14 protein-coding genes and 1 tRNA gene are annotated in these 13,320 nt (G+C 62.9%); 8 read left to right on the plus strand and 7 right to left on the minus strand.

Annotated features, from left to right (window positions below):
* Nucleotides 1-191 precede the first annotated feature (191 nt).
* The 4 genes from ihfB to GLX_RS04175 all read right to left on the minus strand — a co-directional run bounded on the left by ihfB (nt 192) and on the right by GLX_RS04175 (nt 2,634).
* A complete protein-coding gene (gene ihfB, locus GLX_RS04160) occupies nt 192-488 on the minus strand; it encodes an integration host factor subunit beta (RefSeq protein ID WP_014104780.1) in 297 nt (98 codons plus the stop codon).
* A gap of 26 nt (nt 489-514) precedes the next feature.
* Entirely contained in the window at nt 515-1,447 is a 933-nt protein-coding gene (gene sppA, locus GLX_RS04165) for a signal peptide peptidase SppA (RefSeq protein ID WP_041247620.1), read from the minus strand.
* A 61-nt stretch (nt 1,448-1,508) separates the two neighbouring features.
* On the minus strand, nt 1,509-1,979 hold the full coding sequence (locus tag GLX_RS04170; protein ID WP_014104782.1) for a Ros/MucR family transcriptional regulator: 471 nt from the start codon (nt 1,977-1,979) through the stop codon (nt 1,509-1,511).
* A 250-nt stretch (nt 1,980-2,229) separates the two neighbouring features.
* Complete coding sequence (locus GLX_RS04175) at nt 2,230-2,634, minus strand: ArsR/SmtB family transcription factor (RefSeq protein WP_014104783.1); 405 nt, start codon at nt 2,632-2,634, stop codon at nt 2,230-2,232.
* A gap of 225 nt (nt 2,635-2,859) precedes the next feature.
* Between GLX_RS04175 and GLX_RS04180 the strand changes: the two genes are divergently transcribed.
* The 4 genes from GLX_RS04180 to guaD all read left to right on the plus strand — a co-directional run bounded on the left by GLX_RS04180 (nt 2,860) and on the right by guaD (nt 8,603).
* A complete protein-coding gene (locus tag GLX_RS04180) occupies nt 2,860-3,648 on the plus strand; it encodes a sulfite exporter TauE/SafE family protein (protein WP_014104784.1) in 789 nt (262 codons plus the stop codon).
* Nucleotides 3,649-3,684: 36 nt separating this feature from the next.
* Nucleotides 3,685-4,902, plus strand: a complete 1,218-nt coding sequence (locus GLX_RS04185) for a UdgX family uracil-DNA binding protein (protein WP_014104785.1) — start codon at nt 3,685-3,687, stop codon at nt 4,900-4,902.
* Nucleotides 4,903-5,016: 114 nt separating this feature from the next.
* Complete coding sequence (locus GLX_RS04190) at nt 5,017-7,221, plus strand: FUSC family protein (protein ID WP_014104786.1); 2,205 nt, start codon at nt 5,017-5,019, stop codon at nt 7,219-7,221.
* Nucleotides 7,222-7,262: 41 nt separating this feature from the next.
* Nucleotides 7,263-8,603 (plus strand): guanine deaminase, encoded by a 1,341-nt coding sequence (guaD, locus tag GLX_RS04195; protein WP_014104787.1) that lies wholly within the window; start codon nt 7,263-7,265, stop codon nt 8,601-8,603.
* Nucleotides 8,604-8,625: 22 nt separating this feature from the next.
* Here the strand turns inward: guaD and GLX_RS04200 are convergent.
* A tRNA-Ser gene (locus GLX_RS04200) sits at nt 8,626-8,715 on the minus strand.
* A 248-nt stretch (nt 8,716-8,963) separates the two neighbouring features.
* On the opposite strand from GLX_RS04200, the gene rplU reads away from it, so the two are divergent.
* The 4 genes from rplU (at nt 8,964) to proB (ending at nt 11,974) form a co-directional block, all read left to right on the plus strand.
* On the plus strand, nt 8,964-9,278 hold the full coding sequence (gene rplU, locus GLX_RS04205) for a 50S ribosomal protein L21 (protein ID WP_014104788.1): 315 nt from the start codon (nt 8,964-8,966) through the stop codon (nt 9,276-9,278).
* 62 nt (nt 9,279-9,340) lie between these two features.
* On the plus strand, nt 9,341-9,610 hold the full coding sequence (gene rpmA / locus GLX_RS04210) for a 50S ribosomal protein L27 (RefSeq protein WP_010513031.1): 270 nt from the start codon (nt 9,341-9,343) through the stop codon (nt 9,608-9,610).
* Nucleotides 9,611-9,764: 154 nt separating this feature from the next.
* Entirely contained in the window at nt 9,765-10,808 is a 1,044-nt protein-coding gene (gene obgE, locus GLX_RS04215; RefSeq protein ID WP_014104789.1) for a GTPase ObgE, read from the plus strand.
* Nucleotides 10,805-11,974, plus strand: coding sequence for a glutamate 5-kinase (proB, locus tag GLX_RS04220; protein ID WP_014104790.1), 1,170 nt, complete (start codon nt 10,805-10,807; stop codon nt 11,972-11,974). Before obgE ends, proB begins: the two co-directional genes overlap by 4 nt.
* Before the next feature lie 71 nt (nt 11,975-12,045).
* Here the strand turns inward: proB and GLX_RS04225 are convergent, their stop codons facing one another.
* Together GLX_RS04225 and GLX_RS04230 are read right to left on the minus strand one after the other, a co-directional pair.
* Nucleotides 12,046-12,726, minus strand: coding sequence for a hypothetical protein (locus GLX_RS04225; RefSeq protein ID WP_014104791.1), 681 nt, complete (start codon nt 12,724-12,726; stop codon nt 12,046-12,048).
* A gap of 74 nt (nt 12,727-12,800) precedes the next feature.
* A complete protein-coding gene (locus GLX_RS04230) occupies nt 12,801-13,076 on the minus strand; it encodes a DUF2312 domain-containing protein (protein WP_007400192.1) in 276 nt (91 codons plus the stop codon).
* Nucleotides 13,077-13,320 lie beyond the last annotated feature (244 nt).

Here is a 13,320-nt window from a genome sequence, read left to right on the forward strand (position 1 = left end):
GGCTGAAAACGATCGCTCTCCAAAAATTACGCAGCCATCAGGCGCCGCCTTTTTTCAAAAAGGCGGCGTTTGCTTTTAATCCCTGAAAAAGCCCCTGCCGCAACCGTCCTTCTGCCGCACAGAACGGTGCACAAGCAGGCATTCCAGTCCGCTCAGAACAACCCTTTAAACAGACGTAACCGGCCAGTCAGTCACTCTTCCGTGCCATGCGCGCGGTTGACACGCTCACGCAGTTCCTTGCCAGCCTTGAAGAACGGCACGACCTTTTCGTCCACCGATACGCTCTCCCCCGTGCGCGGGTTGCGCCCGGTGCGTGCATCACGCTTCTTGACGGTAAAAGCCCCGAAGCCACGCAACTCTACGCGATCACCACGCATCAGGGCATTGCTGACTTCAGCAAATATGACCTGAACAATACGTTCCACTTCCCGGATGGGAAGGTGCGGGCGGGCAGCGGCAAGTTCAGCGATCAATTCTGACCTGGTCATCCTGTTCCCCTTGTTTAAACAAGAAATTAAAGTTTCCAGATCGCAACGGCTCCGTCAAGCATACTACTTTCCTTCAGCACGAATTCCGCTCCCGGCACGGCAGATGCAATCCCTTTTATCATGCGCTGCCATCTGCTGCGGGTGGCAGCAGGGCCGATATCGACCATCTTTGCCGTATCGGACAGATGCGCCTTCCTCGCCAGCCATTCCCTTGCATCGTCCATGCTGCCGATCTCATCAACCAGACCCAGCGGCACGGCCTGCTGGCCGGTATAGGGGCGGCCATCGGCCAGTTCACGCACGCGCGCCACGGGCATGTGGCGGTCCTGCGCCACGACGTTGACAAAAAAGCCATACAGGTCGGACACAACGCCCTGCAGCATGTCGCGTCCCTCGGGGGAAAGAGGTTTCACAACAGAAGGCTGCCCCTTCATCGGGCCGGAGACAAGTTGATCAACATGCACCCCCACCCGATCCAGCAGGGTCGAGACATCAGGCGATTCCAAAATGACCCCGATGGAGCCAGTCAAACTTGAACGATTGGCAAAGATGCGGCTGGCAGGAACCGACACCATGTAACCAGCCGATGCCGCGACACTCCCCATGGAAACGACTACCGGCTTACGCCGCGCAAAGGCTGCCACGGCATCATGCAGCGTCTCGCCACCAGTTACGGCACCGCCGGGGCTGTTGACTTCCAGCACCAGCCCCCTGACCGAATCATCATCGCGCGCCCTGTTCAGGGCCTCGATATTTTCATGCTCATCAGAACCGATGATCCCCTGCACCTTGAGGTGCACAAGATGTGGTGCCCGATGGGCCGCCCATCCGCCGCCCGAGACACGCCCCACCGCCACGATGCAGGCAAGCACAAAAAAAGCCACGGCTCCACCGCGCCATAACAGCAGGCGACGATGGAGCGACGTGGCACGCAAAACGATGTCAGGCTCAGTATCCATGATCATGCAATATCATGGATACCAGCCACACCGAAGATGGGATTTCAGGGTGAACGAACCGTCAGGCCTTGCGGCGGCGGCCCGACTTGGCGGGCGCATCGCCACTACTTGCGGCCATGCCGGCGGAAGCAGCGGTGATCTTGCGGCCAAGCCCGATCTCGCGCGCAAGACTGGAGCGGCGCTCGGCATAGTTGGGGGCGACCATGGGGTATTCCGCTGGCAGGCCCCAGCGCTCACGGTACTGTTCGGGCGTCATGCCATAAGCACTCTGCAGGTGGCGCTTGAGCATCTTGAGCTTTTTGCCATCTTCGAGGCAGACAATGTAATCGGGAAACACCGAGCGCTTGATCGGCACGGCAGGCTGAAGCTTTTCGGGTTCTTCAACCGGACGACTGACACTGGACAACGCCTGATATACCTGACGAATCAGGTCAGGTAACACGTCGGCGGCGACACTATTGTTTGAAACATGGGCCGACACGATCTGTGTCGTAAGTTCCAGACATGAAAAATCCTGCTCGGTATCAGACATCACGCATTCCGTAGCTCCATAACCAACCAACAGCCGCGATATATTCACAAGCCATTAGAAGGGCGTTCATATATCAGTCCGTTAATATTTACAATATCAATCACGGAACATTTTCCTATATTCACAATAGAATATTCAACGATCCCTGATCGCAAATTAGTATTAAATAATACCAATTAGTCAAATGTACGTTTTTGTACGAAATTGATACAAAAGTTCTTAATTCAGCCATATCTTTCACTGGCGCTTTTCAGGAATCCAGTCCTATACGGGCAAAGCAGGCAGCATCGGCCTGCCGTTCGGGCGGAATAACGGCTTTTCGGTCGCGCACCAGACCCGCCAGTCGTTCCATATCGCAATCCGGGTCACAGATCGCGCAGATCAGGCGCAGGCGCGTCTCCTCCACCGCGTCCCTGATACTGTAGATGACCTGACGCGCTTCCTTGCGCGTTACAACAATTTCAGCACGACGAAGTTCCGCCAACTGCTGGCTCAGGGTTGGCTGGCCTATGCCTGTCTGCACCTCGATTTCACCAACGCTCCTTTCGCCATCAAGCAGGCAGGCCAGCACCATCAGGCGCTGCGGCTGCGCCAGCAGGCGCAGCCGCAGCACAAGGGTTTCCGCAATTTCGCGCGTTCTGGGCAGGTTGGGCATCCACTCGCTCCCTTACAGGTCATTTCGGGCGTAATATCATACCCTGCGCGCCATCATTAATACGACCCCTACCGCGCGACTGGCAGCACGGGGGCTTGTCAAAACATATACATAATATAATAAATAATTAAACAGTTCATACACCACGGCCCATGATGGGAACCATGACCATGATCCACCCCCCGTCCGTCACGCCATTGCCGTCCCGGCACGCCCGCACCGCGCGTGCCTGATCTGGTCCAGGGGCTGGCGGGCCTGCTCAGCGGGGGCGTGATCGGCTTCACGCTAGGGCTGGTGGGAGGGGGCGGCTCCATCCTTGCCGTGCCGCTGCTGCTCTATGTAGTGGGCATGACCGACCCGCACCGGGCCATCGGCACCAGCGCGCTGGCTGTGACCGTCAATGCCCTGTGCAACCTGGCCCACCATGCCCGCGCTGGCAGCATACGGTGGCGGTGCGCGGGCCTGTTCGCCAGCGCGGGCGTGGCCGGTGCGCTTGTGGGGGCCAGCTTTGGCAAGGTCATCAACGGGCAGCGGCTGCTGTTCCTGTTTGCCCTGGTCATGCTCGGGGTCGGCGCGCTCATGCTGCGCGGCTGCCGCAAGGCGGGGCCAGAAGCCCGGGGGCCTGAGCGCATGGCCAGTCTGCCCGTGCTGGCTTACGGTGCCACCACCGGATTCTGTTCCGGCTTTTTCGGCATTGGCGGCGGCTTCCTGATCGTGCCGGCCCTGCTGGCGGCCACCGGCATGCCCATGCTCAATGCCATCGGCACATCGCTTGTGGCCGTGTGCGCCTTCGGACTGACAACATCGGTCAGCTACGCCATGGCGGGACTGGTTGACCTGCCCATGGTGGGTCTGCTGGTGGCGGGCGGCGTGGTGGGAGGCATGGGCGGCACGGTGCTGGCGCGCAGGCTGGGCAGCCAGCCGCAGCACCTGCGCCTGATCTTTGCGTGCCTGATCTTCCTTGTGGCATTCTACATGATGTGGCGCAGCGCCCGCGCACTGGGGCTGACCTGATCCGCCCCGCATACCACAACGGGACCAATCACAGCCATGCAGCCAGTCACCGTAACCCTTGCCCACCCGCTCGATTTTGCAACATGGCGCGCCATGACCCGCGTCCTTGTCGCCCGGCATGTGCCACCGCAAGCCATTACGTGGCAGGTCGCAGCACAGGCCGGGGCAGCAAGCCAGCCCCCGCCGCCTGCTCCCGACCTGCCGGGCTTTTCCATCCTGCGGGAGACGCTGCGCCTGGCAGCCACCACCTTCCAGTCCATGCTGCCCGACCGCGCGGCCCTGGCCTACGGTCTGATCTACGCCCACGCCACCGGCACCCAACCTGACCCCGCGAACCTTGAACGCATGGAGGCCGCAGCAGCCCAGGTCCGTGCGGAAACCGATGAACTGCGACGCACCCTGCTTACCCTGATGCAGCCGGGCACCACGCAGCACGCGACCTTTCCTGCCCGCACCTATGCGCCTGAATGCAATGCGCGTTTCATCACCCTCCAGCTTTCACTCGCACCATGGCAACTCTCCCTGCCCGGGCGCATGCTGCGCTGGACGGGCGATACCCTGCTGCATGGCCCGCATGCCCCCCTGCACCCGCTGGCGCCATCCACCCTGCCTCCGCCCGCCCTACCACTGGTGACGGACCTGGATATCAGCCAGATCACCAGCCTGCGCGCGGTGGCGCTGGCGGCGCGGAGCTGCCTCATCTGCCCCATGGCCCGCCACGCAACCCAGACGGTGTTTGGCGAGGGGGAGCCCACCGCGCGCATGATGTTCGTGGGTGAACAGCCCGGTGACCGCGAGGACCAGGTCGGCCGCCCCTTCGTCGGCCCAGCGGGCCAACTGTTCGACCGCGCGCTGGCGGAGGCGGGCATAGGTCGCGCGGATGTGTACGTGACCAATACGGTCAAGCATTTCAAGTTCATCCGGCGCGGCACCCGCCGCATCCATGAAAAGGCCGGACACGAGGAAGTGACCGCCTGCGCGCCATGGCTTGCAGCAGAGCGCCACCTCATCCGCCCCCGCGTGCTGGTCATGCTGGGAGCCACAGCGGCATCCGCCCTGCTGGGGCGCAGCGTTACAATTGGTCACACGCGTTCGCGTCCCATCCCGATGGAGGACGGCAGCACCGGCGTGGTCACGGTCCATCCATCCTATCTGCTGCGCCTACCCGGCGAAGACGCCCGCGCGCGTGAATATGCCCGCTTTGTGGATGACCTGCGGCTGGCGGCAAGTCACCTGCCCGCCCCCGCGCCCTGATGCCGCCGTTCCGCCACGAGGAAAGCCGATGCCAGATATGCATGCGTGACACCATTACGTGATAGCAAGATGCGTTATGGATAACGCGCCCCCTGCCGCTGGAAGCCGCATATCGTGCCTGCTGACCTCAATCGCCTGCCTCCCGTCCTGACCCGCCTTTTAAGTGGAAAGCATTTTCCCACTATCCGCGCGCCCGGCTATGCGCGGATGAGCGGGCTGAAATGGCTCTACGCCCCCACGCCCGAAGCGCTGGCCTTTGCAGTGCGCACCACGGTGGCGGCGCTGATGGCGCTGACCATCGCCATGTGGATGGAACTGGATGACCCGCCATGGGCGGCGATGACCGTATGGATCGTGGCCCAGGGATCGCGCGGGGAGAGCCTGTCCAAGGCACGGTGGCGACTGGTGGGTACGGCGGTGGGGGCCATAAGTGCCGTCATCCTTGTATGCGCGTTCCCGCAGGCGCCATGGCTGTTCTTCCCCGCCATCAGCATATGGATCGGGCTGTGCTGCATGTGCGCGACACTGGTACGCAACTTCCGCTCCTATGCGCTGGTGCTATCAGGCTATACCTGCGCCATCATCGCACTGGCCGCCACGCGCGACCCCGACAACATCTTCATGATCACCATGTCCCGCACCACCTATATCGTGCTGGGCATTACGTGTGAGACGCTGGTGGCGGTGCTGTTCGCGCATAACCTCGCCTCCAGCGCACGGCGGAACATGCGCCAGAAGATCCAGATGGCGCTGGGCAGCGCAACCGATGCCGTAGCCAACCTGCTGGCGGGTGACGAGGCTGCCTTCATCCGTTCGCGCGCTCTATTCGGCACGATCCTGAGCATCAACGACCAGATCGAGTTCAGTGAAGTCGAGATGGGTCCTCACGGGCATGAGGGCGACCACGCGCGCGCAGCCCTTGCGGCGGTGTCGGTCCTGCTCTCACGCGGTCTGGGCATGATGGCGCGCATCAAGGCGCTGGAGACACGCAACGAACAGTTTACCGAAACCTCGCTGCTGACGCGCACCTTCCTGCTGGGCGTGCCTGCGCGGCTGGAAAATGATTCCGAGATCCCGCACATCCAGCAGGACCTGCAGGACCTGCGTGGCGTGTGTCGCCAGCGTATAATCGACGCGCTGGCCCATGAAATCAGCACCACCATCACGACAGAAACAGCCGAGGTGGATGACCTGCTGAACTGCCGCATCCTGCACAATGCACTTGATGAACTGCTGGGCGAACTTGAGCAGGCGATCCAGGAATTCGATGCCAGCCAGCACGAAATCCGCGGCGACCACTTCCATTTCCGCATCGAGGCCCATCGTGACTTCAAGGAAGCGGCCTATAACGGCATCCGCGCCGCCGTGGCCATCGGCGCGTCCGCTGCTATCTGGGAAGTCACGGCATGGGCCAACGGCATCGGCTTCATTACCATGGTCGCAGTGACATGCGGGCTGTTCGCCACACGGGAGAACCCGGTAGTGGGCACCATGAACTTCCTGCGCGGTGCCTGCTGGGCGGTGCTGGTCTCGGGCTTCCTTGTGCTCCTGTTCCTGCCGCGGCCTGCGGAATTCGAGATGCTGGCCGCCGTCCTGGCCCTGCCCATGATCGCAGGCGGCCTTGCCGCGCGCAACCCGGCCACAGCGGGGGCGGCAGCATCCTACTGCCTGTTTCTGCCCAACCTGGTGGGGCCGGGCAACCAGACCCGGCTGAACGAGATTGCATATTTCAACGCCTCTTTCGCGCTGCTGTGCAGTATCGGCTTCGCGGTGCTGATCTTCCGCGCGGTGCTGCCGTTCGACAATGATGAAGAACGCTGGCGCATGCGCAACCGCACGCTGCACGACCTGCGCCATCTGGCTTCCGCGCAGCCCATGCCGCGCACACAATCATGGATCGGACGCAACACCGACCGTTTCTCGCGCCTGATCCGCCATGCCGGCCCCACGCCCACGCCTACCATCGAGGCCTACCTGCAGGGTACGCTCTCGGCCATGACCATCGGGTTGAACATCATCCGCCTGCGCGTAGTGCTGGAGCGCGGGCAACTGCCACCCGCCGCCCATCGCGCCATCGAACTGTTCCTCACCCGCATGTCGCAGTTCAGCGGGCGCTACGGGCGCTTTGGCCGCACGGCGCGGGTGGCGCGCGGCGCTACGCGCAGCCTGCGGCGGCTGGAAGCCGCAGAAGCCAACATCACCTCGCGCATCGAGATGACCCGCGCCATTGCCTATCTGCTGGTCATTTCCTATGAACTGGGAGCCAACGCAGCCTTCCTTGATGCCTCCCAGCCCTACCGCGCCAGCGACGCGTCCTGACTGTGGCCTGACGCACGACGGGGCTGGAGACGGAGCCAGACATGACCCCTCCCCCCGTTCCCGCCGATGCCGCCCTGCGCGGGCATGTCATCACCTTTCGCGGCAATCCCTTCCTCATGCCGTCCGATGCAGCACTGGTTGATGAACCCGACGGGCTTGTCATCGTACAGGCGGGGCGCATTACCCATGTCGGCCCGTATGGCCAGACGGTGGCGCACCTGCCCCCGGGGCTGGACGTAACGGATTACCGCGGCTGCCTGATCTCGGCAGGCTTTGTGGACATGCACGTCCACTACCCGCAACTGCCCATGATCGCGGCCTACGGCGAACAGTTGCTGGAATGGCTGGAACGCTACACCTTCCCTACCGAGCGCCGCTTTGCCGATGCGGCTTATGCCACCGCCATCGCCCGGCAGTTCCTGTCCGAACTGCTGCGTGGCGGCACCACCACGGCGGCGGTGTACTGCACTGTCCACCCACAATCGGTTAATGCGTTCTTTGCCGAATCCACCCGCCTTGGTACCCGCATGGTGGCGGGCAAGGTGCTGATGGACCGCAACGCGCCAGATTACCTGCGGGATACGGCGCAGCAGGGTCATGACGAATCGCTGGCGCTGATCGAACGCTGGCATGGCAAAAACCGCCAGCATTATGCCGTAACGCCACGCTTCGCCCCTACCAGCACCCCCGCGCAGCTTGAAGCGGCAGGCAGTCTACTGGCGCGTGACGACACACTGTTCATGCAGACCCATCTGGCCGAAAACCGGGCAGAAGTGGACTGGGTGGCCGAACTGTTTCCCGAGAGCCGCTCCTACCTTGACGTGTATGACCGCGCGGGCCTGGTGCGCCCGCGCAGCGTGATGGGCCACGCCATCCATATTGATGAGCACGACATGCAGCGCTGCCACGCCACCGGCTGCGCGCTGGCACATTGCCCCACCTCCAACCTGTTTTTGGGTAGTGGCACGTTCCGGCTGTTCGATGCGCTCTCGCCCACCCGCCTGGTGCGCACGGGTCTGGGCACGGATGTGGGGGCGGGCACCAGCCTGTCACACCTGCAATCCATGAACGAAGCCTACAAGATTGCCCAGACGGCCGGCCATACGCTGCACCCGGTACAGGCTTTCTGGCTGGCGACCGCAGGCGGCGCACAGGCGTTACATCTGGACGACGTAATTGGCACGGTGGCACCCGGCATGGATGCGGACCTGTGCATACTGGACCCGAAAGCAACCCCGCTGCAGGCGCTGCGCGTACAGATGTGCGACAGCACGGCGGACCTGATGTTCACGCTCATGATGCTGGGCGATGACCGCAGCATCCGCGCCACGTATGTGGCAGGACGCCTGCTGCACGACCGTGACATGGAAACCGGATTGTAAGGGAAATACACACGCGATGCAGTGGCGGAGAGGGTGGGATTCGAACCCACGGTACGCTTGCACGCACAACGGTTTTCGAGACCGCCCCGTTCGACCGCTCCGGCACCTCTCCATACTGCACGCGGTGATGCAGCGGCTTATAGGGGCGTGCAGGAGTGCGCGCAAGGGGTCTTTTTGCCCTGGCGGCACACCCCATAAAAAATATTGACCTGTGCCCACCCACCCAGTAAAAGCCCGCATTCACCCCGCGCGGACGGGGCGCCGCTGCAATTGCGGCCAATATAAAAAAGCGACTGGGCCGTGTCGCCTGCACCACCACGGTGCCGCACACGCCAAGAGATCGGAAAGACAGATAGAGACATGTTTGCAGTTATCCGTACCGGCGGTAAGCAGTACCGCGTTGCCAAGGACGCCGTCCTGAAGATTGAAAAGCTGGAAGGCGAAGCTGGCGCCACCATCACCTTCGACCAGGTCCTGGCCGTTGGCGGCGAAGGCGGCACGACCATTGGCGCGCCCACCGTGGCAGGCGCCACCGTCACCGCTACCGTGATCGCGCAGGACCGCCTGGCGAAGGTCATCATCTTCAAGAAGCGCCGCCGGCAGAACAGCCGCCGCAAGAACGGCCATCGCCAGCCGGTGACCGTGGTGCGCATCTCCGCGATCAACGCTGCCTGATCCCTACCGGTCACGCGCCGGGCAGGTTTGATCAGAGATTTCAGTTTTAAGGAGTTCAGGCAATGGCACAAAAAAAGGCAGGCGGTTCGTCCCGTAACGGGCGCGATAGCGCCGGGCGTCGCCTTGGCGTCAAAAAGTTTGGTGGCGAAAGCGTCATCGCAGGCAACATCATCGTTCGCCAGCGTGGCACGAAGATGAAGGCCGGTGTGAATGTTGGCGTAGGCCGCGACCACACCCTGTTTTCGCTGGTAGACGGACATGTGAAGTTCGAACGCCGCGCAGAAGGCCGGGTGCATGTATCCGTGCAGTCCCTGCCGCTGGCAGCGGAATAAGGCTTAACGCCTTTATCACTGCGGGATTACCCGATATTTAAGGGGGGCGGTCATTCTGGCCGCCCCCTTTTTCGTATGATGCCGGGCGGTATTCTCTGGTATCATGCATGTACACAGGGCGCGCTTGTGCCGCACCCCGACCGGATCGCAGGCAATGAAGTTTCTTGACCAGGCCAAAATCTATGTAAAATCAGGTGACGGGGGGGACGGGGTCGTCGCCTTCCGCCGTGAGAAATATATCGAATTTGGCGGTCCGGATGGCGGCAATGGCGGCCGGGGTGGCGATATCATATTCGAAGCGGTCGATAACCTGAACACCCTGATCGATTTCCGCTACACCCAGCATTTCCGCGCCCGCAAGGGCGGCAATGGCGCGGGTTCCGACCGCACGGGGGCGGCGGCCGAGACGGTCGTGATCAAGGTACCAATCGGTACCCAGATCTTTGATGAGGACCGCGAGACCATGCTGGGCGACCTTGATGTCGCGGGCAAGCGCCTGCTCCTGTGCCGCGGTGGCGATGGCGGGCGTGGCAATGCGCATTTCAAGACCAGCACCAACCGCGCCCCACGTCGGGCAGACAAGGGCTGGCCGGGGGAGGAACGCTGGGTCTGGCTCCGTCTCAAGCTGATTGCCGATGTGGGGTTAGTGGGCCTGCCCAACGCGGGCAAGTCCACCTTCCTCTCCACCGTATCAGCCGCCAGACCCAAGATTGCGGACTATCCTTTCACCACACTACACCCGCAGTTGGGTGTGGTGCGGCTGTCGGTTACGGAAGAATTCGTGATTGCCGACATTCCCGGCCTGATCGAAGGCGCGCATGAAGGCAGCGGGCTGGGGGACCGTTTTCTTGGTCATGTGGAACGCTGCGCGGTGCTGCTGCACCTGATTGATGGCACGGCAGAGGTGCCCGACGTGGTGGGCGCATGGCGCACCATCCGCCATGAACTGTCAGAATATGGTGGCGGCCTAGCGGACAAGCCGGAAATTATCGTGCTCAACAAGATCGACGCCCTGCTGCCCGAGGAAATTGACGAACGCCGCACGGCCCTGGAACAGGCCAGTGGGCAGAGGGTCATGACCATGTCGTCCGTCGCCCATATGAACGTGGATACGGTACTGCGCCAGTTACAGGATTTTGTAACCCGCGACCGCGCCGAACGGGCGGAGGCGACTCAGGCGGAGACCCCCGTGACATGACGGATACAGCCCTGCCCCACCTGCGTACGGCACGGCGGATTGTCGTAAAGATTGGCAGCGCCCTGATCGTGGACCCCGACCACGCAACCCCCCGGCAGGCCTGGCTGGACAGCGTGGCGCAGGACATCGCCGACCTGCGCGCGCAGGGCACGGAAGTGGTTGTGGTCTCGTCTGGCGCCATTGCCCTTGCCCGCCACCAACTGGGACTGACGCGCCGCGTGCTGCGGCTGGAGGAAAAGCAGGCCGCTGCCTCCGTCGGTCAGATCCGGCTGGCGCAGGCTTGGACCGATGCGCTATCGGGTCATGGGCTGACAGCCGCCCAACTGCTGCTGACCCCCGATGATACCGAGAATCGCAACCGCTATCTCAACGCCCGCGCCTCGCTCAACACGCTGCTGGGGCTGGGCTGCGTACCCGTCATCAATGAAAACGACGCCATTGCCACCACCGAAATCCGCTTTGGCGACAATGACCGCCTGGCGGCCCGGGTGGCGGAAATGATCAATGCGGACCAGCTTGTGCTGCTGTCCGATATTGACGGGCTGTACACCGCCGACCCGCGCAACGACCCCGACGCACGGCACCTGCCGGTCGTGGCTGAACTGACCGACAGTATCGAAGCCATGGGCGGTGCGCCGCCACCAGGCTATTCATCGGGCGGCATGCGGACCAAGCTCATGGCTGCGCGGATCGCAACGCAGTCGGGCTGCGCCATGGCCATTACGCAGGGCCAGCCGCTGCACCCGCTGGGCCGCCTGCGTGATGGCGGGCGCTGCACATGGTTCCTGCCCGCGACCGACGCCCGATCCGCCCGCAAGAGCTGGATCGCGGGCAGCCTGACACCAGCGGGCCATATGGTAATTGACGATGGCGCGGTGCAGGCGCTGATGCTGGGGTCATCGCTGCTACCAGCGGGCGTGAAGGAAGTGGCGGGCGATTTTGACCGTGGTGACCTGATTGCGGTGCTGGACCGCCATGGCCGCCGGGTTGCCTGCGGGCTGGCAGGCTATGGGGCGGAAGATGCGGGCCGGATCGCGGGCTGCCAGTCGGATGAAATCGAAGGCCTGCTGGGCTGGCAGGGCGCGGATGAACTGATCCACCGCGATGACCTGGTGCTGTTTGCCCGTACGGAACCGACAACCGACCAAACCATTCCACATAAATAATAAAAAGTTTCCGGGTACCGCCTTTTTCAGGAAGGCGGCGTTCCCTGAGCCTTTTGGAAAAAGCGTTACCTTCAGCCCTCCCGTCGGGGTGGCCAGCGCAAGGTCGGTTCCGCACGCTGCCCGCGTTCAGGCGGCCAGACCGAAGCCCGCAATGGACGTACGGCCGCAGAGTCCGGTGCACTACCAGGCAAACGACGGCTCCATTCGGAAAGGCTCGGCCCCTCATCCGCACGGGATGCCGGCTCACGGGATGCCGGCGGGGCCTTAGCCGGGCGTGGCGGCCAGTCTTCCGTCCCGCCACGCCCGGTGGCAGGCTCCGCACGGGGTGGTGCTACCGATACGGGTACCGCCGGTGATGAACGGGGGGCGCGGCGCTCATAAGCGGGGATGTCGCTCTCATCCTCCACCGGTTCCGGCACTGCGCGGGCGGGCGGCCGGGCGGCGGGCGTGGGGTCCCACACCGGATCGGTCCCCGCAGGGGCTGGGGGCTGCCGGCGGGGCACGGGAGCGGCAGGATCGGCCTGCGCCACGGGCATGGGGGTGGATGTGGGAGGTGTATTGATCCCCATGGACATGACCCGCAGTTCGGCCTGCAGGTCATCAAGCTGGATGGCAAGGTTGTCCAGCCGCCCCTTCACGCCAAAAACCGCAAAAGGCACAAGCAGCCAGACCAGCGTGAACAGGATACCACCCACCAGCAGCACGGCCTGCGCCCATGGCGGCATCCATTGCGGAAAAAGGGAGGACAGCATACCGTGAACCTGAACTGGAGTTTACCCGGCGGCACGGACCCTATCGCCCGCGCCACCAGGCCATGGCGGGACCGTTACATGCCCAGCGCGCGGCGATAGATGTCAAGCAGGGTTTCCTGCTCTTCCACTTCCGCAGGTTCCTGCTTGCGTAGGCGGATGATCTGGCGGATCACCTTGACATCAAAACCGGCGGATTTCGCCTCGGTGAAAATATCCTTGATATCGCCCGCCAGCGCCTTGCGTTCTTCCTCAAGGCGCTCGACGCGCTCGATAATGCTGCGCAGGCGGTCGGCGGCAATCCCACCCACGGCGGCAGACGTGTCGTCCGCCCCGAAATTGTCAGCATTCATGGCAGATCTCTCCAGATATCGTGATTACCCCGTCAGGCGCCCATCCGTGACATGAAGGGAATGTCACTAGGCGATGGGGTGGAACGGCGGGATTATCGCGCCATTGCCCGATGGTCAATGCCAACTTGACAGGCCAGAGAAGCGGGCCGTAATCGAACTAGCAGCCAGTATGCAGCTTTTGCGGCATACCCCAACCCCACGCATGCTCCCCGGCATGCCTGGCACATCATACAGGCAGGAGGCC

This window comes from Komagataeibacter medellinensis NBRC 3288 (assembly GCF_000182745.2).
Taxonomy (GTDB): Bacteria; Pseudomonadota; Alphaproteobacteria; order Acetobacterales; family Acetobacteraceae; genus Komagataeibacter; species Komagataeibacter medellinensis.

What these genes read in the sequence shown, in the direction of transcription:
- GLX_RS04185 (WP_014104785.1), top strand. Translation starts at nt 3,685, where the DNA reads ATGCAGCCAGTCACCGTAACCCTTGCCCACCCGCTCGATTTTGCAACA.
- sppA (WP_041247620.1), bottom strand. Translation starts at nt 1,447, where the DNA reads ATGGATACTGAGCCTGACATCGTTTTGCGTGCCACGTCGCTCCATCGT.
- GLX_RS04225 (WP_014104791.1), bottom strand. Translation starts at nt 12,726, where the DNA reads ATGCTGTCCTCCCTTTTTCCGCAATGGATGCCGCCATGGGCGCAGGCC.
- obgE (WP_014104789.1), top strand. Translation starts at nt 9,765, where the DNA reads ATGAAGTTTCTTGACCAGGCCAAAATCTATGTAAAATCAGGTGACGGG.
- guaD (WP_014104787.1), top strand. Translation starts at nt 7,263, where the DNA reads ATGACCCCTCCCCCCGTTCCCGCCGATGCCGCCCTGCGCGGGCATGTC.
- rplU (WP_014104788.1), top strand. Translation starts at nt 8,964, where the DNA reads ATGTTTGCAGTTATCCGTACCGGCGGTAAGCAGTACCGCGTTGCCAAG.
- proB (WP_014104790.1), top strand. Translation starts at nt 10,805, where the DNA reads ATGACGGATACAGCCCTGCCCCACCTGCGTACGGCACGGCGGATTGTC.
- rpmA (WP_010513031.1), top strand. Translation starts at nt 9,341, where the DNA reads ATGGCACAAAAAAAGGCAGGCGGTTCGTCCCGTAACGGGCGCGATAGC.
- GLX_RS04230 (WP_007400192.1), bottom strand. Translation starts at nt 13,076, where the DNA reads ATGAATGCTGACAATTTCGGGGCGGACGACACGTCTGCCGCCGTGGGT.
- GLX_RS04175 (WP_014104783.1), bottom strand. Translation starts at nt 2,634, where the DNA reads ATGCCCAACCTGCCCAGAACGCGCGAAATTGCGGAAACCCTTGTGCTG.
- GLX_RS04170 (WP_014104782.1), bottom strand. Translation starts at nt 1,979, where the DNA reads ATGTCTGATACCGAGCAGGATTTTTCATGTCTGGAACTTACGACACAG.
- ihfB (WP_014104780.1), bottom strand. Translation starts at nt 488, where the DNA reads ATGACCAGGTCAGAATTGATCGCTGAACTTGCCGCTGCCCGCCCGCAC.